Origin of the sequence: Pseudomonas sp. 5Ae-yellow (genome assembly GCF_014077575.1) — a bacterium.
Taxonomy (GTDB): domain Bacteria; phylum Pseudomonadota; class Gammaproteobacteria; order Pseudomonadales; family Pseudomonadaceae; genus Halopseudomonas; species Halopseudomonas neustonica.
On sequence record NZ_JACGWE010000004.1, the window covers coordinates 38,414 to 59,763 of the forward strand.

The 21,350-nt window shown below is 56.9% G+C and carries 21 protein-coding genes and 1 pseudogene; 10 read left to right on the plus strand and 12 right to left on the minus strand.

The features are described 5' to 3' along the window. Window positions 1–121: 121 nt before the first annotated feature. The 6 genes and pseudogenes from rluB to H4J77_RS03970 form a co-directional block, all read right to left on the minus strand. Window positions 122–1,009 (minus strand): annotated as a pseudogene (rluB, locus tag H4J77_RS03945) (23S rRNA pseudouridine(2605) synthase RluB); the annotation flags it as partial. 70 nt (window positions 1,010–1,079) lie between these two features. Next, complete coding sequence (gene scpB, locus H4J77_RS03950) at window positions 1,080–1,901, minus strand: SMC-Scp complex subunit ScpB (RefSeq protein WP_404940746.1); 822 nt, start codon at window positions 1,899–1,901, stop codon at window positions 1,080–1,082. Continuing rightward, window positions 1,876–2,592 carry a ScpA family protein gene (locus tag H4J77_RS03955; RefSeq protein ID WP_372237894.1) on the minus strand — a complete coding sequence of 239 codons (717 nt, stop codon included), beginning with the start codon at window positions 2,590–2,592 and terminating at the stop codon, window positions 1,876–1,878. Before H4J77_RS03955 ends, scpB begins: the two co-directional genes overlap by 26 nt. Before the next feature lie 174 nt (window positions 2,593–2,766). Further along, window positions 2,767–3,984 carry a tryptophan--tRNA ligase gene (locus H4J77_RS03960; RefSeq protein ID WP_123889648.1) on the minus strand — a complete coding sequence of 406 codons (1,218 nt, stop codon included), beginning with the start codon at window positions 3,982–3,984 and terminating at the stop codon, window positions 2,767–2,769. Between the two features lie 77 nt (window positions 3,985–4,061). Beyond that, complete coding sequence (locus tag H4J77_RS03965; RefSeq protein WP_123889649.1) at window positions 4,062–4,709, minus strand: L-threonylcarbamoyladenylate synthase; 648 nt, start codon at window positions 4,707–4,709, stop codon at window positions 4,062–4,064. A gap of 54 nt (window positions 4,710–4,763) precedes the next feature. After that, window positions 4,764–5,618, minus strand: coding sequence for a PHP domain-containing protein (locus H4J77_RS03970; protein WP_182247113.1), 855 nt, complete (start codon window positions 5,616–5,618; stop codon window positions 4,764–4,766). 167 nt (window positions 5,619–5,785) lie between these two features. On the opposite strand from H4J77_RS03970, the gene H4J77_RS03975 reads away from it, so the two are divergent. From H4J77_RS03975 to H4J77_RS03995, 5 genes are all read left to right on the plus strand, one after another. After that, the gene (locus tag H4J77_RS03975) at window positions 5,786–6,088 is read left to right on the plus strand and encodes a YciI family protein (protein WP_123889651.1); all 303 of its coding nucleotides are present in this window, start codon (window positions 5,786–5,788) and stop codon (window positions 6,086–6,088) included. Window positions 6,089–6,104: 16 nt separating this feature from the next. After that, a complete protein-coding gene (locus H4J77_RS03980; RefSeq protein ID WP_182247116.1) occupies window positions 6,105–6,521 on the plus strand; it encodes a hypothetical protein in 417 nt (138 codons plus the stop codon). Further along, window positions 6,509–7,195, plus strand: a complete 687-nt coding sequence (locus H4J77_RS03985) for a response regulator transcription factor (RefSeq protein WP_182247118.1) — start codon at window positions 6,509–6,511, stop codon at window positions 7,193–7,195. Before H4J77_RS03980 ends, H4J77_RS03985 begins: the two co-directional genes overlap by 13 nt. Window positions 7,196–7,319: 124 nt before the next feature. Beyond that, a complete protein-coding gene (locus tag H4J77_RS03990; RefSeq protein ID WP_182247120.1) occupies window positions 7,320–7,655 on the plus strand; it encodes a hypothetical protein in 336 nt (111 codons plus the stop codon). Between the two features lie 23 nt (window positions 7,656–7,678). Beyond that, window positions 7,679–9,007, plus strand: a complete 1,329-nt coding sequence (locus H4J77_RS03995) for a HAMP domain-containing sensor histidine kinase (protein ID WP_182247122.1) — start codon at window positions 7,679–7,681, stop codon at window positions 9,005–9,007. Here the strand turns inward: H4J77_RS03995 and H4J77_RS04000 are convergent. After that, window positions 9,004–9,576, minus strand: a complete 573-nt coding sequence (locus tag H4J77_RS04000; protein WP_182247124.1) for a nitroreductase — start codon at window positions 9,574–9,576, stop codon at window positions 9,004–9,006. The two genes, H4J77_RS03995 and H4J77_RS04000, sit on opposite strands and share 4 nt — an antisense overlap. Beyond that, window positions 9,567–10,616 carry an AraC family transcriptional regulator gene (locus H4J77_RS04005; RefSeq protein WP_182247126.1) on the minus strand — a complete coding sequence of 350 codons (1,050 nt, stop codon included), beginning with the start codon at window positions 10,614–10,616 and terminating at the stop codon, window positions 9,567–9,569. The genes H4J77_RS04000 and H4J77_RS04005 overlap by 10 nt, the downstream gene beginning before the upstream one ends. A 228-nt stretch (window positions 10,617–10,844) precedes the next feature. Between H4J77_RS04005 and H4J77_RS04010 the strand changes: the two genes are divergently transcribed. The 3 genes from H4J77_RS04010 to H4J77_RS04020 all read left to right on the plus strand — a co-directional run bounded on the left by H4J77_RS04010 (window position 10,845) and on the right by H4J77_RS04020 (window position 13,479). After that, entirely contained in the window at window positions 10,845–11,174 is a 330-nt protein-coding gene (locus tag H4J77_RS04010) for an Mpo1-like protein (RefSeq protein ID WP_182247128.1), read from the plus strand. A 105-nt stretch (window positions 11,175–11,279) separates the two neighbouring features. Then, window positions 11,280–11,855 (plus strand): HD domain-containing protein, encoded by a 576-nt coding sequence (locus H4J77_RS04015; RefSeq protein ID WP_123889659.1) that lies wholly within the window; start codon window positions 11,280–11,282, stop codon window positions 11,853–11,855. 244 nt (window positions 11,856–12,099) lie between these two features. After that, the gene (locus H4J77_RS04020) at window positions 12,100–13,479 is read left to right on the plus strand and encodes an adenylate/guanylate cyclase domain-containing protein (RefSeq protein ID WP_182247130.1); all 1,380 of its coding nucleotides are present in this window, start codon (window positions 12,100–12,102) and stop codon (window positions 13,477–13,479) included. Between the two features lie 37 nt (window positions 13,480–13,516). Here the strand turns inward: H4J77_RS04020 and H4J77_RS04025 are convergent, their stop codons facing one another. Beyond that, the gene (locus H4J77_RS04025) at window positions 13,517–14,338 is read right to left on the minus strand and encodes a UDP-2,3-diacylglucosamine diphosphatase (RefSeq protein WP_123889661.1); all 822 of its coding nucleotides are present in this window, start codon (window positions 14,336–14,338) and stop codon (window positions 13,517–13,519) included. A 174-nt stretch (window positions 14,339–14,512) separates the two neighbouring features. On the opposite strand from H4J77_RS04025, the gene H4J77_RS04030 reads away from it, so the two are divergent. Then, the gene (locus H4J77_RS04030) at window positions 14,513–16,690 is read left to right on the plus strand and encodes a patatin-like phospholipase family protein (RefSeq protein WP_123889662.1); all 2,178 of its coding nucleotides are present in this window, start codon (window positions 14,513–14,515) and stop codon (window positions 16,688–16,690) included. 24 nt (window positions 16,691–16,714) lie between these two features. On the opposite strand, the gene recQ is transcribed toward H4J77_RS04030, so the two are convergent. Beyond that, window positions 16,715–18,853, minus strand: a complete 2,139-nt coding sequence (recQ, locus tag H4J77_RS04035; protein WP_182247132.1) for a DNA helicase RecQ — start codon at window positions 18,851–18,853, stop codon at window positions 16,715–16,717. Between the two features lie 110 nt (window positions 18,854–18,963). Between recQ and H4J77_RS04040 the strand changes: the two genes are divergently transcribed. Beyond that, window positions 18,964–19,554 carry a YecA family protein gene (locus H4J77_RS04040; protein ID WP_123889664.1) on the plus strand — a complete coding sequence of 197 codons (591 nt, stop codon included), beginning with the start codon at window positions 18,964–18,966 and terminating at the stop codon, window positions 19,552–19,554. A gap of 44 nt (window positions 19,555–19,598) precedes the next feature. On the opposite strand, the gene H4J77_RS04045 is transcribed toward H4J77_RS04040, so the two are convergent. Both H4J77_RS04045 and H4J77_RS04050 read right to left on the minus strand, forming a co-directional pair. Next, window positions 19,599–20,243 (minus strand): DsbA family protein, encoded by a 645-nt coding sequence (locus tag H4J77_RS04045; RefSeq protein ID WP_182247134.1) that lies wholly within the window; start codon window positions 20,241–20,243, stop codon window positions 19,599–19,601. A 33-nt stretch (window positions 20,244–20,276) separates the two neighbouring features. Further along, window positions 20,277–21,224 carry a rhodanese-related sulfurtransferase gene (locus H4J77_RS04050; protein WP_123889666.1) on the minus strand — a complete coding sequence of 316 codons (948 nt, stop codon included), beginning with the start codon at window positions 21,222–21,224 and terminating at the stop codon, window positions 20,277–20,279. Between the last annotated feature and the right edge of the window lie 126 nt (window positions 21,225–21,350).

Sequence of the window (21,350 nt, forward strand, 5' to 3'; positions counted from 1 at the left end):
CTGCTCACCTCAAACAATTGCACCAAAAAAGATCAAAAAAATGGCGATTAAAAAAAAGGCAAAAAAAAGCGCCACTAATATGGCGCATTTTTTAAATTCTACTAGTCCTTCAACTTCATTTGCGCGGCACCTTGGTGCGGCGAGGCTGACGGGCCTGGTGCATCGACGGCTTACGCGCCAAACGCTGCTGCTTCTCCTTTTCACTGGTTTTCAACACCGGCAGCTTGATCGGATCCAGTCCCACTTCAAGGCTCAGGGCATCCAGTTCGTTTTGCTTCAATTCGCGCCAGCGACCAACCGGCAGTTCCGGCCCGAGAAACACCGGCCCGAAGCGCACACGCTTCAAACGGTTGACGCGCAGACCCTGGGATTCCCACAGGCGGCGCACTTCGCGGTTGCGGCCTTCCAGCAGGCAAACGTGGAACCAGCGGTTGATACCTTCACCGCCGGAAGCCACCACATCAGTAAACTTGGCAGGACCATCCTCAAGCATGACGCCTTCTTTCAGGCGCTCAATCATCTCGTCTTCCACCTCACCCATCACCCGCACCGCGTATTCACGGTCCATTTGATAGGACGGGTGCATAAGGCGGTTAGCCAACTCGCCGTCTGTCGTAAACAGCAGCAGACCCGTGGTATTGATGTCGAGACGACCGACGTTGATCCAGCGGCCCTGTTTCAGACGCGGCAGTCGGTCAAAAACCGTGGGGCGACCTTCAGGGTCGTCGCGGGTACAAACCTCACCTTCGGGCTTGTTGTAGAGCATGACGCGGCGCACGATTTCGGTGTTCAAGTCACGCTTGAGCGGACGTCCATCGACGCTGATCTGATCGAGACTATCGACGCGACAGCCCAACTCGGCAACATGACCGTTAACGGTGACGCGGCCAGCGGAAATCCAGCCTTCAACTTCGCGACGCGAACCCAGGCCGACGCGTGCGAGTACTTTCTGCAGCTTTTCGCCAGGAACTGGGATAGAGGGGGATTCGGTTTCGGTTACATCAGTCATGCGGGCACCTCCCGGTGTAGGAATTAATCAAGGTTGCGAAGAATAGCACCAGTGCGCCGCGCCAGCCAGCTCACTCGTCCGAAGTATCCGCATCATCTGCCGGCGCGCCACTGGCGGAGCGTATCGGCATGTCCGCAACCGGCATGTCCGAGACCGGCATGTCCGAGACCGGCATGTCATCAAAGTCACTTTTGAGGTTGGCTTCCATTGCGTTCAACTCATCGAGCAGATGATGAAAGCCACTTTCACCTTGCCCCGGTTCCAGTGGCTTCAAGGGTTCAACCGGCATCCAGGGCGTATCCACATCGGCGGCGGCATCAACGCCTTCATCCTGCAAGGGCAGTCCCGCGGCCAGTTCATCCAGATCACGCACAGCGGCCAGGGGCGGCAGTTCATTCAGGCTGCGCAAGTTGAAGTAGTCGAGAAACTGACGCGTGGTAGCGTACATGGCCGGACGGCCCGGCACGTCGCGGTGCCCCACGATGCGCACCCACTCGCGCTCAAGCAGGGTTTTTACAATCTGACTGCTAACCGCCACGCCGCGAATATCTTCAATCTCGCCCCGCGTAATCGGCTGTCGATAGGCAACCAAGGCAAGCGTTTCCAGCAAGGCACGGGAGTAGCGCTGTGGCCGCTCTTCCCAGAGGCGACTTACCCAGGGGGTGTACGCTTCGCGCACTTGCAACCGCCAGCCACTGGCCACCTCACGTAATTCAATCGCACGTGAGCTGTAGTGCTTGGTCAATTTGCCCAGTGCTTTGCGCAGGTCCTCGTTGCCGGGCTGCAGGCCCTCATCGAATAACTCGCGCATTTTATCCAGCGATAAGGGGCGACCAGCAGCCAATAATGCGGCTTCAAGAATATGCTCAATCGGTGGCTGACTCATCTTCACCTCTCGCCTTGATATGAATAGGTGCATAAGCCTCGCTCTGCACCAGGTCAACCAGCTGTTCTTTTACCAGCTCAAGCACCGCCATAAAGGTAACCACCACACCCAGCTTGCCTTCACTGCTGTTGAACAGGCTGACAAAGGGCACAAAGTTGCCCCCCTTGAGCTTATCCAGTACCTGCGCCATCCGCTCGCGGGTAGACAGTGCCTCACGGCTGATCTGGTGACTCTCAAACATATCCGCACGGCGCAAAACCTCCGACAGCGCCAGCAGCATCTCCTGCATATCCACGTCGGGGTGTGGACGACGCGAGGAGTACTCAGGCACTTCGGCTTGGGCCAGCTGAAAATCGCGACCCAAGCGGGAAAGGCTATCGATATCTTCTGCGGCTTTCTTGAAACGCTCATATTCCTGCAGACGACGAATCAGCTCTGCACGCGGGTCGTGCTCTTCGTCATCTTCGCGTTCGGGTCGCGGCAACAGCAAACGCGACTTGATCTCGGCCAGCATGGCAGCCATGACCAGGTATTCAGCAGCCAGCTCCAGGCGTACTTCCTGCATCAGCTCGACATAACCCATGTACTGACGGGTTATTTCCGCGACCGGAATATCCAGAATATCAATGTTCTGTTTGCGAATCAGATAGAGCAAGAGGTCGAGCGGCCCTTCGAAGGCTTCGAGAAATACTTCCAGCGCCTCGGGCGGGATATAGAGGTCCTGCGGCATCTCCGTGTAGGCCTGCCCGTAAACCAGGGCGAACGGAAGTTCCTGCTGGCCGCCACCGCCCAGCGCAAGAGGCTTGGCGGGGCGGATGGCGGAATCAGCAGAGGAGCTGACAGCTGCATCCTGCGGCTGATCAGCCATGCATCACTGCCGGTAGTGCAGGCCCATGGCCTGGCGCACTTCGATAAGAGTATCGCGCGCCGCTTCTCGCGCCCGCTCGGTACCTTCATTGAGAATCAAACGAACCGCATCGGGGTTGTCTTCATAGTCACGCGCACGCTGCTGCATTGGCGCCAATTCACTACTGATGGCGTCAATCACTGGCTTTTTGCAATCGATACAGCCAATACCGGCACTACGGCAGCCTTCCTGGACCCAATCATGGGTAGCCTGATCGGTGTATACCTGGTGCAGCTGATATACCGGGCACTTGGCTGGGTCACCCGGATCGGTGCGGCGCACTCGAGCGGGGTCAGTAGGCATGCGGCGGACTTTTTCCGACACCTCATCCGTTGTGTCACGCAGCGTTATGGTATTGCCATACGACTTGGACATTTTCTGGCCATCCAGGCCAGGCATCTTGGAGTCAGGCGTCAGCAGCGCCTGCGGCTCAGGCAGGATCACCTTGCCGCCGCCCTCAAGGAAGCCGAACAGACGCTCTTTATCGCCCAGGGTGATGTTCTGCTGCTCTTTCAGCAGTGCGCGGGCCGTTTCCAGCGCATCAGCATCGCCCTGTTCCTGATAAGCCTTGCGCAGGTTGTTATACAACTTGGCCGCTTTCTTACCCATTTTGTGCACGGCGGCTTCGGCCTTTTCTTCAAAGCCGACTTCCTTGCCGTACAAATGGTTGAAGCGACGAGCCACTTCGCGTGTTATCTCGACGTGCGCGACCTGATCGGCACCCACTGGTACCTGGCCTGCGCGATAAATCAGAATGTCTGCGCTCTGCAGCAAGGGGTACCCGAGGAAGCCATAGGTCGCCAGGTCCTTATCCTTGAGTTTTTCCTGCTGATCTTTGTAGGTTGGCACGCGCTCCAGCCAGCTGACCGGCGTCATCATCGACAGCAACAGGTGCAATTCGGCATGCTCGGGCACTTGCGACTGAATAAAGAGCGTGGATGAGTTACCGCTGACACCTGCCGCCAGCCAGTCAATCAGCATGTCCCATACGCTTTGCTCGATGCCCTGAGGATTCTCGTAATGGGTAGTCAGTGCGTGCCAGTCGGCGGCAAAGAAAAAGCACTCAAACTCGTGCTGCAACTTGACCCAATTTTTTAGCACGCCGTGATAGTGGCCCAGATGCAAACGCCCGGTAGGGCGCATGCCTGACAAAACACGGCGCTGCGAATCAACAGAACTCAAGGGTAACTCCTGAAAGTATTGTGGCTATGATTAGGGGGCGATTATACCGATATTGCCGGCTACGTCAGCGTTCCTGCTCAGTCTTCATGCTGAACACTGCGACTGATACCAAAAGGTTCCGGGTCACCGAGGCCTTCGCGCATCAATTCTACCTCGCCATTGAGCAAGCTAAGCACAGTGGTAGGCTCCACAGTGCAGGCGCCGCCATCAATGATCAAGTCCAGCTGCTTGCCCAACAAGTCGCGGATCCGCTCCGGGTCCGTGAGCGGTAGATTGTCATCGGGCAGCATCAAGGTGACGCTCATCATTGGCTCACCGAGCGCCGCCAGCAGGTCCAGCGTGATCTGATGATCCGGAATACGCAGACCGATAGTGCGGCGCTTGGGGTGCAGCAGCAAGCGTGGTACTTCGGTCGTGGCGTTGAGGATAAAGGTGTAAGGCCCAGGGGTAGTCGCCTTGAGCAACCGAAAGATGGTGTTATCCACCTTGGCATACACTCCTAACTCGGACAGATCGCGACACACCAGGGTGAAGTTGTGCTTGTCATCCAGCTGGCGCAAGCGGCGAATGCGCTCCAGCCCCTCTTTATTACCCAAACGGCACCCCAGCGCATAGGCCGAGTCCGTGGGGTAAGCGACTACCCCGCCCTGCAGAATAATATCTGCAGCCTGGCGAATAAGCCGCGCCTGGGGGTTGGCTGGATGAACGTGAAAAAACTGACTCATAATCTAAGGGTACTCTGCGTTGGGTTACGAGGTTTGACTTGCCACTACTCAAGTTTAGCTCGCAAACAGCCTATCATCCCAGACGGGCTCACAATCTGGCGGCAAAGCGGTCATTTTGCCAAGCCCGGTCCAGGGTGAATCCGGCGTATGAAAATCACTGCCGCAACTGGCAAGAAAACCAAATTCAACACACAGCTTGCCCAGATAGGCAACTTGCTCGACCGGCTGCTTGCCGTTAGCCACTTCGATACCTCGACCGCCGGCGGCGGCAAACTCGCGCAACAAGGCGCGTAATTTGCTGCGCGTCAAACCGTAGAGCCAAGGATGAGCGACTACCGCTATTCCGCCAGAGCTGCGAATTTGCTGTACTACTTCAGGCAGGGTCGGCCAGTGCTGCTTGATATCCCCCAACTTGCCTGATCCCAGCCATTTACGAAAAGCCTCGCCGCGATCACTGACATGTCCGGCGGTCACCATCCAGTCGGCGAAATGCGGCCGACCCGGTGGCTGATCTGCCTGCCCACCCGCGGCCAACTGCGCCGCTACAGCACCCTCGTAGGCGCCCGGCATACGCTTGGCAGCCAAGCGTTTGTCAATCTGCTCAGCACGCCGCCAGCGACCATCACGCACCTCAGCCAAGGACTGCATCATCACAGGATGGAGCGGGTCGAAAGCGTACCCGAGAATATGCAGCGTGTGGCCATACCATTGCGCCGACATTTCTACGCCACTGACCCAGCGCATACCCAGCTCACCAGCCGTCTTGGCAGCGCTTTCCAGACCATCGACGCAGTCGTGATCAGTCAGTGCTATAAGCTCCACGCCCGCTTCACTGGCACGACGCATCAATTCGGCAGGGTCCAGAGCACCATCGGAGGCGGTGCTATGCATATGCAAATCAGCTAACAAATGACTCTCCTTCGGGTCCAGCGCTTGACGGGACAGCGCGCTTTTCGCCTATTATGCGGCCTAAGCTGGTTCAATACCTAAGCAACATGAACGATATCAGGTGCCCAACCGCGCTCGACGCAAGCAAGCCGGCACCCTACACACAACCACCGTTTCAAGGAAGTGCAATGTTCTACGCCATCATGGCTACCGATAAAGTAGACAGCCTGAGCGCCCGCTTGGCCGCCCGTCCCGATCATCTCGCGCGCCTGCAGACACTGCAGAACGAAGGCCGCCTGCTGCTCGCCGGCCCACACCCGGCGGTTGATGCAGCCGACCCTGGCAGTGCTGGCTTCAGCGGCAGCCTGGTGGTAGCGGAATTCGCCTCACTTGAGCAAGCGCAAGCCTGGGCTGATGCTGATCCGTATGTCGCGGCTGGTGTTTATCAACAGGTCACGGTAAAACCTTTCAAGCGTGTCTTTCCAGCTTAATCCAAGGATATTGCTCATGTTCAAACGTTTCTCTGCTCCGGCCTTGCTGCTCAGTACGCTGATGTTTGCAGCTGCTGCGACCGCTCAGGAAGCAGAACTGGCTACAGAGACCACGGTAACCAATGAGTCTGCCAATCAAGAGCAGGATCTGGGTACTTTGCAGGCAGAACTGGCCAAAGTGGAGTCCGAGCGCCAACGGCTTGCGGATCAATTGGCCAACAACTCACCCGGCGAGTCTTTCCAGCAACTGCAGCAAGAGAACCAGGAGCTGCGCAACAATAATCAAGCCGCGCGCCTGAGTGCACAGACCGCTCTGGTTCAGCAGCGCCAGCGCTGGTTTCTGGTCGGCGGCCTTACCGTTGCGGCCAGCCTGTTTCTCGGTTTCATGCTGGCAAAAATCGGGCGGCGCAAACGCAACGAATGGCTGAACTGACGCCACACCCGGTACTGATCATCGACGATGACCAGGAACTCTGTGAGCTGCTGAAAGACTGGCTGGCGGTCGAAGGCTTTGAGCTGAGCGCTGCCCACGACGGCCCCAGTGGCCTAGAGGCGGCGAATCAGGGTAATTTTGCTGCCATCATTCTGGACGTGATGCTACCGGGCATGAATGGTCTCGATATTCTTCGGCATCTGCGCCAAAGCTGCAAAACGCCAGTACTCATGCTGAGCGCCCGCGGCGAGCCGGTCGACCGGATTTTGGGGCTCGAGCTGGGGGCAGACGACTATCTGGCCAAGCCCTGCGATCCGCGCGAACTGGTCGCCCGCCTGCGAGCACTACTGCGTCGCAGCCAACCCGGCAGCAATAACCAGCTACAAGCGGGCAATCTCAAGCTCGACTACGACAGCCTGCTCGCCTGGCTAGACGACCAGCCACTGCAATTGACCCAAAGCGAGGCACTGATCCTGCGCACCCTGATGGAAAAACCCGGGCAGTTGGTCGACCGCCAGACGCTATCACTCAGCGCCTTGGGGAAAAATCTGGGTAGCTATGATCGCAGCCTGGACATGCATATCAGCAACCTGCGCCGCAAACTCGGCGCGCACCCAGAGGGTCATCCACGCATCCAGTCCATTCGTAGCCGCGGCTACCTGTTCAGCGCCTGACCCTGTCTGGTAACGCCATCTTTACCAAATCTTTACCAAGTCCCGGCTACAGCTGACATACCGATCTTTACACTCTGTAGCCAATGACCGGGATAACCCGGCCAGGTCGACTCGGAGAAATACCATGAAAAAACGCCTACTTACCGCCACGCTTATCGTTGCCACCTTTATGTCTGGCGCAGCACTGGCAGGCGCTGCCAACAATGATCGGCATGAGCGTGGCATGCAGCGCATGACTGAAGCATTATCACTGACCAGCGAACAACAAGAGCAAATCCGCCAGATTCGAGCAGAAGAAGGCACCAAGATGCGAGCGCTGCGCGAAGAAGCCAAATCACGGATGGATGCTGTGCTGACAGCAGAGCAGCGAGACAAGGCAGAAGCAATGCGGACAGAGCGTCGCGAGCGCATGGCAGAACGTCGTGAGCACCGCGACGACCGCCCATGCGCCAAGCCATAACCGACCACCAGCGGAGTTCATGAATGCGCCTGTTCTGGAAAGTCTTTGCCGTACTCTGGCTCGCCACATTGCTGGTCGGTGGCTCAGGCTTTCTGGTCAGTCGCGCACTGCAGCAGGACTGGCTGCTGCTGCAATTAAACCCACCTCTGCGTGACTTTGCCGCGCAACTGACCAGCCGCTATGAACAACAAGGCGCCGCTGCAGCACAAGCCTGGCTTGAGCTACAGCGGCGACAACATCAAATAAGTGCGCGCCTGTTCGATAGCAATGGCCAAAGCCTGCTACCCGGCACGCTGCGACGCGGCCCACGAATTGACCCGAACGATGAAGCCCGCCCACGGCCCTCAATGCCACCGCCGCCACGATCGCGCGGCAGAATGCTGCAACTTAGCTGGCAAACAGAGCACGATGACTACCTGCTGGCAGTCCATATCGCCGAACCGGGCCTCTGGAACAGCGAGCGAGCCCCCATTCGGTTGCTACTCAATATTGCCATGGGCATGGGCCTACTGGCGCTACTCAGTCTGTTGCTTAGCCGCTACCTGACAGCTCCGCTGCGCGAACTTGGCTTGGCAGCTCAGTCGTTGGGTAGTGGCCAATTCCAAGCCAAAACCCTCGACCGCGTCAACCAACGTAAAGATGAGATTGGCGATTTATCGCGGCAATTCGGACATATGGCAGGACAAGTACAGACGTTATTGGAAAGCCAACAGCAGTTAATGCGCGACATCTCCCATGAACTGCGCTCTCCGCTTGCTCGACTGCGCGTTGGTGTGGCGCTGGGTAGCCAGCGCCAGATAAATGCTGACGCCGCGCTATGGCAGCGCCTGGATCTTGAATGCGACCGCCTGGACCGTCTGATCGACGCGATACTCAGCCTAAGTCGACTCGATAGCCCGACAGAACCGGCCCAATCATTCGCGCTGGATCCGCTGCTTGCGCAGGTGGTTGAAGATGCCCAGTTCGCCAGCCCTGACCTACAGATTACTCTTGAAGGTAAAAGTGATCTGCGCCTGAGCGGCTGGCCCGATCAGTTGGCCAGCGCCTTCGATAATCTGCTACGCAATGCCCAGCGCTTTAGCCCGCAGGACGGCAGTATCCGCATCCAGGTAAAAAAACAGGGGGCACATTGGCAAATCAGCGTGGAAGATCAAGGGCCAGGCGTACCGGAGCCTTGGCTGAACAGGCTCACTGAAGCCTTCGTGCGCTTGCCGGGACAAGCACCAGACACCGGATACGGGCTCGGGCTGACCATTGCCGCGCGCGCTATTGCACGCCACAACGGCAAACTGACCTTTACCAGTGCCGACGGCAACGGACTTAAAGCAGTGGTTGAGTTACCACAACACTAGGTGCTGTGGGGCCAACGCTGGAAGAAGTCATCACTATTGAGCTGCGGCACCTGCTTGCGCTCACCAGCCGGGTGACCAACGTACAAAAAAGCAATGATCTGCTCATTTTCGGCCAGCCCCAAGCCCTGCTTCACCAGTGGGTGATAAGCCAGCGCGCCGGTACGCCAAACGGCGCCCAGCCCCATCGCATGCGCCGCAATCAGCATATTGCTGACAGCCGCGCCGCAGGCGAGATCCTGCTCAATGAAGGGCACCTTAGGGTGTTCGTGATGACAGCTAATGGCAACGATCATCAGCGGCGCCCGCAGCGGTAACCCCTGTGTGCGAGCCAAGGTGTCGGCCGACAGATCCGGGGTATCCGCCAGCGCCGCCTTACCAAACAGCTCACCCAGCGCCTCCAGCCCCTCATCCTGCATGACCAGAAAGCGCCAGGGCCGCAGATAGGCATGGTCCGGCGCACGCAATGCCGCATCGAACATTGCCTGCTGCTGCTCGGGATCAGGTGCGGGCCCTATCAGGCGGGGTACTGAAACACGCTGATGCAGAGCGCTAAGAGCATCTACTGACATTCATCCTCCGATTGACTCTGCCGCTCGTTCAGCAACACCTGTTCGCGATACTGACCTGGTGGTAACCCAAACCAACGTTTGAACGCGCGGAAAAAATTGCTTGGATCAGCAAAACCCAGCAGACAAGCAATTTCAAACAATGTGAGTTTGGGTTGACCGAGATACTGCAGCGCCAGTTCCCGCCGGGTTTTTTCCAGCAGCTGTTGAAAGCTGATTCCTTCCTCCTGCAGCCGTCGCTGCAAGGTACGGGTACTCATCTTCATCGCCGTCGCCACCGCCTGACGCTTTGGCTCACCCTGCGGCAGCAAACGGCAGAGAACCTGCCGCGCCTGATGGGTTATCGGGTCCGTTTCAAAACGCGCCAGATAATCACCCGCAAAGCGATCATGCAACTGCGCCAGCATAGGGTTGGCTGAGGCTAGCGGCGCCTCCATCAAGTCACGCGCCAGCTCCAGACTATGCGCGCTGGCGCCAAATTCAAGCGGGCAATCAAACAGCTCTGTGTAGGGCTTCAGGTTAGCGGGCTCAGGCATATCGAAGGTCGCCCGTAACGGGCGAATGTGCTGCGCCGTCATCCAACGGCAAAAAGCCAAGGCATAAGCCATGGCCGCGTCCCGACTCTGCGCGCATGCCGGTACACGATCGCCGTGGATGCCAAAGCTGATGCGATAAAAACCGGGTTCGACCGAAAGTACGAGATCCGCCGACTCTCCCAGAATGCGCTGATAACGAACGACACGGCCAAAGCCTTCCAGCAAGGTACTACTCGACATCATGGCATAGCCAACCACGCTGAAATGGCCAGGGCGCATAGTCTGCGCCATATTCAAGCCAATCGCCGGATTACCTGAGATTTCCACTGCACGCTGCCATAACCGCGTCATACTGTCTTGCGGAATACGCCCATCGGGATCGCTGAGCACTGCCGCCTCTATGCCTAAATCAGCAAACAGGTCAGCCGCGTTCAGGCCACTGTTCTCCAGCGCTTGAACAATAGCCCTGGCCCAGCCAGCAGATGTCGTGCGTTCAGCGTGCCCCATGATTTCTCGCAACAAGGATGATCAATTTGACGGTGAAACCGATGTTAATTGGCGCCAGATCATAGAACAAAGTTACCACCAAGATAAATTGCCAAACGCAGATAGCGTTCTGGCGCACAAGGCCATGGCTATAGCGACAGCCTACACTATAGTGGCAATTCAACGCCTCACTATTGCAATCCTCAGGAACAACCTGCAGCGAATAAATCCAGCCGATCCGGAGTTACTATGTCCCAACATAAAAACCACAGCACGGAAGAGAGATTGAGCAGCTTCGCTGAGTTCTACCCTTACTATCTGAGCGAACATCAGAATGACATCTGCCGCCGCCTGCATTATGCCGGTAGCGCTCTGGTACTACTTATTCTGGCCTGCGTAGTGGTATCTCAGGCTTGGTGGCTGCTGCTGGCCATCCCGGTTGCGGGCTACGGCTTTGCGTGGGTCGGTCACTTCTTTTTTGCACACAACAGGCCCGCCACCTTTACCTATCCACTCTATAGCTTGCTTGGCGACTGGGTCATGTTACGTGATGCACTGACCGGACGAATTCGCTTTTAACCTTGCATACACTTCGAATGTCAGCAGCGCGACAGTCAGCCCCGCCTTGTGGAACTATGATGCCAACAAAGCCTGATCCAAAACCACAATAAGAGGAGCTCAACCATGGGTGAGCAACGTGCAACCTTTAGCGCGATGCAGGAAGGTACCGCCGAAGACTGGGGCATCATTTCAGATCATTACCGCCCTTTCGCCAAGCAGTTGCCTGACCGCATCATTGCCCATCTCATGCTGCTCGACGGCGACTTTGGCGGCTTCCCGATTGACCGTCTGCAGCATTCATTACAAACGGCCACACGCGCACACCGCGATGGCCGTGACGAGGAATACGTCGTCTGCGCGCTATTACACGACATCGGCGACACCCTCGGCAGCTACAACCACCCCGATATCGCTGCGGCCATCCTGAAGCCCTTTGTCAGCGAAGAAAACCTGTGGATGGTCGAGAAACACGGTATTTTTCAGGGCTATTATTTCTTTCACCACCTGGGCATGGATCGTCACCTGCGCGACCAGTTCAAGGATCACCCGTTGTATCAATACACGGCCGAATTCTGCGCCAAATATGACGCAACCGCGTTTGACGCCGACTACGAAAGTGAGCCGCTGGCGTTTTTCGAGCCGATGCTACGCAATGTATTCGCCAAGCCAAAACGCTCAATTTACAAATCCATGGACTGACTCCGGCAACGGATCAACCCCATGGTGTAAAACGCACCAAAGTAGCGCGCCAGACAGGAAAGTACGGCATTTAACTGGCTGGCGCCGCGCCTGACGAATGGTCAATAGACCCCAGATCGCACGATTGCGGGGCAACCTTGGTGTTCCCCCCGGATACCCAGTCATATTATGATCAGCCAGCGAGATGGTTCGACTGGCATTTCCCAGCCCGGATATCTCACCAGGCCCTGGAAACCGACTGATCATGACTGCAAAAAGCCGTATAACTCCTGTTAGACCGCCACTGGAAGGCTACTACTCCAGGGTCATAGCCTATTTGTCCGTCGCGGTGACCTTTGCTGCCGTGCTGGTCGAGAACGGCCATACCAATACTGTTCTAGCTGCGATCCTCTATGCTCTTGCCTACCCGCAGTTGGCCCAATATCTACCCAAATGGCTGATGCACAATAACCAGGTACCACGGCGCCTGATTCTGCTCGCGCTGGACGCACTGCATACCGGTATGTTCGTGGCACTAGTGGGCTTTAACTTTGTGCCCAGCCTGATGTTCACACTACTACTTGGCTTCTCTTGCCTGATCGCTGGCGGTACGACCTATCTCATTGCCAGTTGGCTGCTCACCATTGCTGGCATGCTGCTTTGCGCAGCCGCGTTCACTCCCGAGCTTAACGTGCACAGCTCCGTGCTCGTCTCGGTAACCAGTATTCTCAGCACCAGCCTCTGTATCCTGACGACTGCGGCCTTCGTCCATCGCCAAGGCAGAAATCTGGAAGCGGCTCAGGCGGTAATCAGTGCCGAGCAGGAGAAAACCGCCAAGCTGGCCGCCAACCTGTCCAAGTATCTGTCGCCGCAAGTGTGGGAGTCGATTTTCTCCGGTAAACGCACGGTCAAACTGGAGACGCGCCGAAAAAAACTAACCGTCTTTTTCTCTGACATTCGTGGCTTTACCGAACTGGCAGAAGAGCTGGAAGCTGAAGCATTGACCGACCTGCTGAACAGCTACCTGACGGAGATGTCACGCATTGCGTTGCAGCATGGTGGCACCATCGACAAGTTTATTGGCGACTGCGTCATGGTGTTTTTTGGTGACCCGAAGAGCAGTGGCGTCAAGCAAGATGCAGAGGCCGCCGTCTCCATGGCCATTGCCATGCGCAAGCACATGAAGGTCTTGCGTCAACAGTGGCGTAGCAGCGGTATCACCAAGCCGCTGGAAATTCGCATGGGCTTGAGCACGGGTTATTGCACCGTCGGTAACTTTGGCGCCGCCACGCGCATGGATTACACCATCATCGGACGCGAGGTGAACCTGGCAAGCAGGCTCGAAAGCGCCGCCGACGCTGGTGAAATCCTGATTTCGCACGAAACCTATTCGCTGATCAAAGACATCATCATGTGCCGTGACAAAGGTCAGATCAGCGTCAAGGGCTTTTCGCGACCAGTACAGATCTATCAGGTCGTTGGTCTGCGGCGCGAGCTGGGTATTGCGCCGACCTTTGTTGAGCACGAGATGGCGGGCTTCTCCATGTATCTTGATACCAACAATATTCGCAACTACGACAAGGATCAGATCGTAACGGCCCTGGAGCAGGCGGCGCGCAAGCTTAAGGACAAAGTCATTGTCTAACCTGCCCGAAGGCAGTGCACCTGCCCCAGGGCACCGCTCAGGCCGCCGCTCTCGCCTTCAACGCATCGGCTTCATCCGCGCGCTCCAGTAGCACGGCATCGTCCCAGCGATACAGCTCAATGCGACCATCTTCGTGCTCTATCAACGCCGTGCAGGACTCCACCCAATCACCACAGTTGTGGTACTCGATGCCTTTCACATGGCGAATTTCGGCATGGTGAATGTGCCCGCAGACCACGCCGTCATAGCCTCTTTTGACGCACTCGTGGGCTATCCCATCCTCAAAGTCGCTGATGAAGTTGACGGCTTTCTTTACCCGCTGCTTAAGGTAGGCAGACAGCGACCAGTAGCCATAACCAAACCGGCTGCGCCAATGGTTATACCAGCGGTTGAGGACCAGACTGAACTCGTAGGCATGATCACCCAGGAAGGCTAACCAGCGATGGCAGCGGGTTATGACGTCAAACTGATCACCGTGTATGACCAGCAGCTGACGCCCATCGGCCGTCGTATGAATCGCCTCGTCGACCAGCTCGATATTGCCCAGCTGCAGGCTCGAATAGCGGCGCAAGAACTCGTCGTGGTTACCGGTAACGTAGGTCACCCGCGTACCGCGCTTGCTCATCGTGAGAACGCGCCGCATCACATTGGTGTGCGACTGGGGCCAGTAAATACCTTTGCGCAAGCGCCAACCGTCGATGATGTCGCCGACCAGATAAAGATGTTCGCAATCATAGGACTTGAGAAAGGTTGCGAGCTTTTCAGCCTGACACCCGCGCGTACCCAGGTGCAGATCCGAAATCCACAAGGTTTTCACTTTCTGCTTCTTTTCTGTCGGCAACGACACGCCACTGTTCATACGCCCATCTCCTTTGGAAGATGCTGTCAGGCTACGCAGTGGGCGTGACTGGTTTGTGACACTAATACGTCTCTGCGATGACAGTCCCCAACTTGCTTTGAGCGCCGCACAAAGGCTGGCCTTCGTATACAATGGCCGCTTTTAATAACGCTATCTGTCGTCTGGAAGCCAAGCATGCTGAAACGGGCTCTACTGCTACTGTTGCTCACCCTCTCGAGTTGGGCTTGCGCCGAACCCTTGCGTACGGGCTTGGTTCTATCTGGCGGCGGGGCACGTGGGCTCGCGCACATCGGCGTTCTCAAGCAGCTTGAGGCGATGAATATCCCGATTGACGCGATCGCCGGCACCAGCATGGGTGCGGTCATCGGCGGTCTCTACGCTGCGGGCTACAGTGCTGAAGAGCTGGAGAAGATAGCGCTTGACCTGGATTGGCAGAATACCCTCGCCGACGCGCCATTGCGCGAAGACATACCCTTCCGACGTAAGCAGGATGATCGCGACTTTCTGGTCAAACAGCGTCTGAGTTTCGATCACGGCAAGCTCAGCTTTCCTCTCGGCCTGCTGCAAGGACAAAACCTGGGCTTGCAACTGGAAAGCCTGTTGGTGCATACCAACGAAATTGACGATTTCAACCGACTACCTATCCCTTTCCGTGCGGTAGCAACGGATATCGCCAGCGGCGAAGCCGTTATTTTTGATCATGGGCACCTGCCCCTGGCCATTCGCGCCAGCCTGGCACTACCCGGCTTTTTCTCACCGGTAGAAGTCGATGGCCGCCTACTGGTCGATGGCGTGTTATCCAAGAACCTGCCCATTGATGTCGCCCGTGCCATGGGCGTTGACCGCGTTATCGTGGTTGATATCGGCACCCCATTGAAGTCCACGCAAGAGCTGAAAAGCGTATTGGACATCATGGATCAAACCACCACCTTGCTGACCCGCGCCAACTCCGAGAAACAATTGGCCACCCTGGGACCGCAGGATCTGTTGCTACAGCCACAACTGGGTGATATGGGCTTTAACAGCTTTGAACGCAGTGCCGAGGCGATAGAGGCTGGTGCCGCCAGCCTGCGCACCTCTCATCAGGCGCTGTCTTTCATCAACCCGGGAGAACCGGTTAGCGGCGGCAATCTTGCCAGTGCTCGCCCCCAGCGCCAGGCAATCATTGATGCTATAGAAGTCGACAACAGCGGCAAGGTTGCTGACGAAGTGGTACTCGCCATGATCCGGCAAGAAGTCGGCGAGCCGCTTAATCTCGCTCGCTTGCAGACCGACATGGGCACCGTTTACGGTACCGACTACTTCAGTCGCGTCACCTACGAGGTAGTGCACGAGGATGGTCACAATACGTTGCTTATCCACACGGCCGGACGCCGCACAGGCACGGACTACTTGCGCCTGGGTCTGAATCTGGTCGATGACTTTGAAGGTGGCAGCCAATACAACATCGGTGCCAGCTTCCGCGTTAACGGCCTCAACCCGCTGGGCGCGGAGTGGCTGACACGCCTGCAAGTAGGCGCGCACCAGATCCTCTACTCCGAGTTCTACCAGCCACTGGACTATGGCTCGCGTTACTTTATCGCGCCCTTCGTCGACGGTGAGTCGCGCAACGTTGAAGTGCTTCAGGACGATATACCGGTGGTGGACTATCGCCAGCGCCGCTACGGTACCGGCATCAACCTGGGTCGGCAGATAGCCAATACCGGTGAGGTGCGCTTTGGCCTGTCACGTTACTGGGGGCAATCCAAAGTCCGCGTCGGTGACCCGGAATCCCCCAGTATTAACTTTGAAGAGGCCTTTTACGGTATCGAGTTCAATCGCGACACCCTGGATAACGTGAACTTCCCTCACTCCGGCGACGAAGCCAACATCAGCTGGCGGCAATCAGAACCCGACCTAGGCGCCGATGAGCGCTATCAACAATTTGAGATCAAAGCCAACAAGGCGTTTGGCTTTGGTCTCAACAGTATGCAGCTGGGGGCCTTTATAGGTCGCACAGACAGTGACGTCAACGTGGCGCAAAGCAGCTTCATTCTGGGCGGCCCCGGCTTATTCTCAGGCTACCGGCAAGACGGACTAGCCGGGCAAAACTATCAACTAGGACGGATGGTGTACTACCGCCGGCTAAACCCCAGCTATTTCGATATTCTCAGCCTACCACTCTACGTCGGTACCAGTCTGGAATATGGCCGGGTCTACAACCGCGATGAAGAAGGCTTCGACACCGGTTACTTCGGTGCCGGCAGCCTGCTACTGGGAATGGATACACTGCTCGGACCACTATTTTTTGGTCTGGGCGCCAATGAAGAAGGCCAGGAAGCCTTTTACATGAAGCTCGGGCAAACCTTCTGATTTACTGGTTGCGCCCGAGCATTCTCAACCGCTGATCTCTGCCACCAGCGCGGCGCGTATGCAATGCAGCACCCCTTCGTCTATAGCTTCATCCAGTTCACGCGCCAGGGTACGCACGCCGGGCAAATCTTCACCGTCATGATTGAGAAAGGCATCCTGAATGCGCTCGAGCTGAGCCGGGCCGATATCAATAGCCTGCTCCAGCGTCAGATCACCCGTGGCAATCGCCTGTGCCAACTGGCTGTAAACCTGCCTCAATGGCTTGCCTACCTGCAGCGCGGCCTGCTCTGCACTCATACCCGAGAGTACCAGCGCGTTGATTTCATGGGCCTGAGCTTTGGCGTCCTGCTCAACCAGCTCGCTACCCGCCCCCGTTTGCTGCAACACCTGCAGGAAGTCCGCGCCATAACGCTCCAGCTTGTGCGAACCAATCCCGCTGACCAGCCCCATATCCTGCAACGTATCCGGACGTTGCCGTAGCATATCGACCAAGGTGCTGTCGGGAAAGATGACGTAAGGCGGTACGCCATGCGCATCGGCCAGCTGCTTGCGCTTGGCACGCAGCGCCTCCCACAGCTCGCGATCAGCGTCGGCAATGACTGCCTTGTTGCCGGGCTTGCCAAGCGGCGCACTAGTACGCGTCACATCCTTACGCAGTAACAGGGTCTCCTCGCCGCGTAACAAGGGGCGGCAACTATCGGCGAGCCGCAGACTACCAAAGCCGTCCAGATCGATTTCAACCAGCGCGCGGGCAATCAGCTGGCGGAACACCGAACGCCATTCTGTTTCAGCCAAGGACTTGCCAATACCGTACGTGGAAAGGTGTTGATGTCCGGAAGTGCGGATTTTTTCGTTATCGCGGCCAAGCAAGATATCGACCAGATGCCCAACCCCGTAGCGCTGGCCGCTGCGGTAGACAGTGGACAATGCCATGCGTGCCGGTTCGCTACCGTCCCAGGTAGCGACGGGCTCCTGACAGTTGTCACAATAACCGCAGGGTTTAGCCAGCTCTTCGCCAAAGTAGCCCAACAACGCCTGACGACGGCAACTGGTCATCTCACAGAGCGCCAGCATGGCGTCCAGCTTATGCCGTTCGATGCGCTTGTGGCGCTCATCACCCTCGGAGTTGGCCATAATCTGATTGAGCATCAGTACATCCTGCAGCCCATAGGCCATCCAGGCATCGGCCGGCAGGCCATCGCGACCACCACGCCCGGTTTCCTGATAATAGGCTTCAATACTTTTCGGCAAGTCCAGGTGGGCAACAAAGCGCACGTTGGATTTATCGATACCCATACCAAAAGCAATAGTTGCCACCATGATCAGGCCTTCCTCATTGAGGAACCGCTTCTGGTGCGTAGCCCTCAGGTCTGGCGGCAAACCAGCATGATACGGGAGCGCCGGCCAGCCTTGATCACTCAACCAGGCGGCCGTATCTTCAACTTTCTTACGCGACAGGCAATAGACGATGCCCGCATTGCCGCGATGACCACGCAAAAACTGTTGCAACTGCTGACGCGGCTTATCCTTGGGGACAATACGGTAAAAAATATTGGGTCGGTCGAAGCCCGACATGAAGTGCGCGGCGTCTTCCAGCTTGAGACGCTGCACAATTTCGGCCTGGGTGCGCTCATCTGCTGTTGCGGTCAGCGCCATGCGCGGCACACCGGGAAACAGCTCGCTCAATTGCCCCAGTTGCAGGTATTCCGGGCGGAAGTCATGCCCCCACTGCGACACACAGTGGGCTTCATCTATGGCAAACAACGCAATATTCAGCGACTGCAAAAAGTTCAGGGTACGCGGCTTGAGCAGGCGCTCCGGCGCCATATAAAGAAAATCAAGTTCCCCTGCGCGCATCTGGCGTGCAATCTCGCGCTGCTGATCATCGCTCAACGTGGAGTTTAAGGCAGCTGCGCGCAGACCTAGCTCGGTCAGGGTGGCAACCTGATCTTCCATTAAGGCAATCAGCGGCGAGACCACAACCGTCAGGCCATCACGCAGCAATGCTGGCAGCTGATAGCACAGAGATTTGCCGCCACCCGTCGGCATCAGCACCAAAGCGTCACCACCGGTGGCCACCTGGTCGATGATATCAGCCTGTTGACCACGGAATTCGCCATAGCCAAAAACGTCGCGAAGTTGTTGCAGGGCTTGCTCGCGCATGAAACTCCTATGCAGTTCAGGACCAACTCTTTGGGTCGTCGAGTATAACGTCTTTGGCAATTGTCCGGGGGCATGCGTAAAATGCCGGAATAATCATAGAGAGGTGTCCCATGTCATTTAATGATCAACTCCAGCGACTACAGCAATTCCTGGACGCCGATGACCTGCACGATGAAGCGCTGGACTATATGGCCGCCTGCGGCTACCTGACAGCCCTGTCGGTTAGCCCCGAAGACGTGGCTGAAGACGAGTGGCTGGCTGAGCTGTTTGCCGAAACCCCAAACTATGCTGACGATCAGCAGAAGACCGATATCGTCAGTACCCTGCGCGAGCTGAAAATCCGCCTGGCGCGTGAACTGGCCAGCGATGAGGATATGGAGCTGCCCTGCGAACTGAGCCTCGGTGATGAGCCGGACTACTCTGACTTGCGCAGCTGGTGTATCGGTTTCATGGAAGGCGTGTTTTTGCGCGAGGAAGCCTGGTTCAACAATGACGAAGAACTGGTAAGCGAACTACTGCTGCCCGTGATGGTTGGCTCGGGGCTCTTTGCTGATCAGCCTGAGTTTATTGAGATTGAAGAAGACCAGGATATGGTCGAAGACATGATGGAGCACATTCCTGGCGTGCTGACTCAGCTTTTCCTGCTGTTCCATGCGCCGGAAGAAAAGCCCAAACCCGCACTGGTTTCGCCGCGCAAATAAGCGCTGAGATACTGACTGCGAGCACGCTCTAGCAAGGCTCGCAGTCAGGCTGTAACCACACCCGCCTTTTGCCCTGCCTCGACCCAACGCGCCAATAAACCCAGCACCTGATCCGCAGGCTGACAGCCGTTAGCCAAGAGTGCCAACTGCCCTTCTCGCTCGGCAAGTAAAATCGGCAAACCCGCCATCCCCAGATCAGCTACCCAGGCTACATCGGCCAGGGTCATCTCGCGGGTCTTCTGCTGATCAAACAATTCACCAAATTCAGCTGGCGGATAACCAACAGATTCGGCTAATGCCACCAGCACAGCAGCGTGCGTGACGTCCTCAACATCAATATAAAATGCCTGCTGAACTGCGCGCACAAAAGGCCAGACCTTGGCTTGGTCCAACTCTCGCGCTACGACCAAGGCCCGACAAGCGGGTTCGGTGTCATAAACGAAGGTGCCGGGAAGCGACTGCGGATCACCCACTGGCTGGCCTGAATCTTCAGCGACCGTCTGCCAATGCTCAGCCAGCACCGCGCGCGTATGCTCATCCAGTGGCGCGCCGTGGTTGGCCCGCAAGCCACCTGCGACCAGACGCAATGGCAGCAGAGGATAGGCCTCGGTAATGGCATCAATGACCGGAGCGAAGCCCCAGCACCATGAGCACATGGGGTCCATTACATAGATAAGGCGCTGGCTCATGAATTACCTCACAGGCGGCGATTGGCGTCGCGGTCAGTCTGCCTTGGCGTTAGGCGATGCCAGGTGTTGTGGTTGACCGATAGGATGCGGCTGATTACGCACTTTGGCCAGTGTAATCTGGCGCTGCCGCTCGATTGCCCGCTGCCGGGTCTTTTCGGGCAGACTGTCGTAACAATGCGGACAACTGATACCTTCCTCGTAGAGCACCGATGCCATGTCTTCTGCCGAGACCGGATGGCGGCAGGCATGGCACTGATCAAAGGAGCCCGGTGCCAGGTCATGGCGCACTGTCACGCGGTTATCGAAGACAAAACACTCGCCATCCCACATCGACTGCTCGGCAGGCACTTCTTCAAAGTACTTGAGAATCCCGCCCTTAAGATGGAAAACCTCATCAAAACCTTCTTCCAGCATATAGCTGGAGGCTTTTTCACAGCGAATACCGCCGGTACAGAACATCGCAACCTTTTTGTGTTTGGTCGGATCGTAGTGTGCCTTGACGTACTCGGGAAACTCGCGAAAGGTTTTGGTTTTAGGGTCGACGGCCCCCTGGAAGCTACCGATGGACACTTCGTAATCGTTGCGGGTGTCGATCAAGAGTACTTCCGGGTCGCTGATCAAGGCGTTCCAATCCTGCGGCTCGACGTAGGTCCCCACGCGCTTGGTGGGTGAAATACCGTCCACGCCGAGAGTAACGATCTCTTTTTTCAGTTTGACCTTGGTGCGATAGAAGGGCATTTCGTCACAGAGCGACTCCTTGTAGTCCAGGTCGCTCAAACGCGAATCACTGCGCAGCCATGCAAGCACCGCATCCATACCGTCGCGCGGCCCGGCTACCGTGCCGTTGATCCCTTCGCGAGCGAGCAACAGCGTGCCTTTCACACCATTGGCCATAAGGGTATCGAGCAGCGGTTGGCGCAAGGCCTGGTAATCTTCCAGCGAGACGAACTTGTAGAGCGCCACAACAACAATTGCAGACATGCTTACCTCTTTTATTCAGTTGACGCCCACGTAAAGGGCGCACCTTGGATAGTGCGTTCAGGCATCCAGACAGCTCGAACGCTATTTCGCACCGCGGTATTCTAGCAAAGAGCCGCGACCGACAGA

Bases quoted from the DNA above. Each gene is read 5' to 3' on its own strand.
- H4J77_RS03965 (WP_123889649.1), bottom strand. From the start codon at position 4,709: ATGAGTCAGTTTTTTCACGTTCATCCAGCCAACCCCCAGGCGCGGCTT.
- H4J77_RS03975 (WP_123889651.1), top strand. From the start codon at position 5,786: ATGTTCTACGCCATCATGGCTACCGATAAAGTAGACAGCCTGAGCGCC.
- H4J77_RS03980 (WP_182247116.1), top strand. From the start codon at position 6,105: ATGTTCAAACGTTTCTCTGCTCCGGCCTTGCTGCTCAGTACGCTGATG.
- H4J77_RS03985 (WP_182247118.1), top strand. From the start codon at position 6,509: ATGGCTGAACTGACGCCACACCCGGTACTGATCATCGACGATGACCAG.
- H4J77_RS03990 (WP_182247120.1), top strand. From the start codon at position 7,320: ATGAAAAAACGCCTACTTACCGCCACGCTTATCGTTGCCACCTTTATG.
- H4J77_RS03995 (WP_182247122.1), top strand. From the start codon at position 7,679: ATGCGCCTGTTCTGGAAAGTCTTTGCCGTACTCTGGCTCGCCACATTG.
- H4J77_RS04000 (WP_182247124.1), bottom strand. From the start codon at position 9,576: ATGTCAGTAGATGCTCTTAGCGCTCTGCATCAGCGTGTTTCAGTACCC.
- H4J77_RS04005 (WP_182247126.1), bottom strand. From the start codon at position 10,616: ATGGGGCACGCTGAACGCACGACATCTGCTGGCTGGGCCAGGGCTATT.
- H4J77_RS04010 (WP_182247128.1), top strand. From the start codon at position 10,845: ATGTCCCAACATAAAAACCACAGCACGGAAGAGAGATTGAGCAGCTTC.
- H4J77_RS04015 (WP_123889659.1), top strand. From the start codon at position 11,280: ATGGGTGAGCAACGTGCAACCTTTAGCGCGATGCAGGAAGGTACCGCC.
- H4J77_RS04020 (WP_182247130.1), top strand. From the start codon at position 12,100: ATGACTGCAAAAAGCCGTATAACTCCTGTTAGACCGCCACTGGAAGGC.
- H4J77_RS04025 (WP_123889661.1), bottom strand. From the start codon at position 14,338: ATGAACAGTGGCGTGTCGTTGCCGACAGAAAAGAAGCAGAAAGTGAAA.
- H4J77_RS04030 (WP_123889662.1), top strand. From the start codon at position 14,513: ATGCTGAAACGGGCTCTACTGCTACTGTTGCTCACCCTCTCGAGTTGG.
- recQ (WP_182247132.1), bottom strand. From the start codon at position 18,853: ATGCGCGAGCAAGCCCTGCAACAACTTCGCGACGTTTTTGGCTATGGC.
- H4J77_RS04040 (WP_123889664.1), top strand. From the start codon at position 18,964: ATGTCATTTAATGATCAACTCCAGCGACTACAGCAATTCCTGGACGCC.
- H4J77_RS04045 (WP_182247134.1), bottom strand. From the start codon at position 20,243: ATGAGCCAGCGCCTTATCTATGTAATGGACCCCATGTGCTCATGGTGC.
- H4J77_RS04050 (WP_123889666.1), bottom strand. From the start codon at position 21,224: ATGTCTGCAATTGTTGTTGTGGCGCTCTACAAGTTCGTCTCGCTGGAA.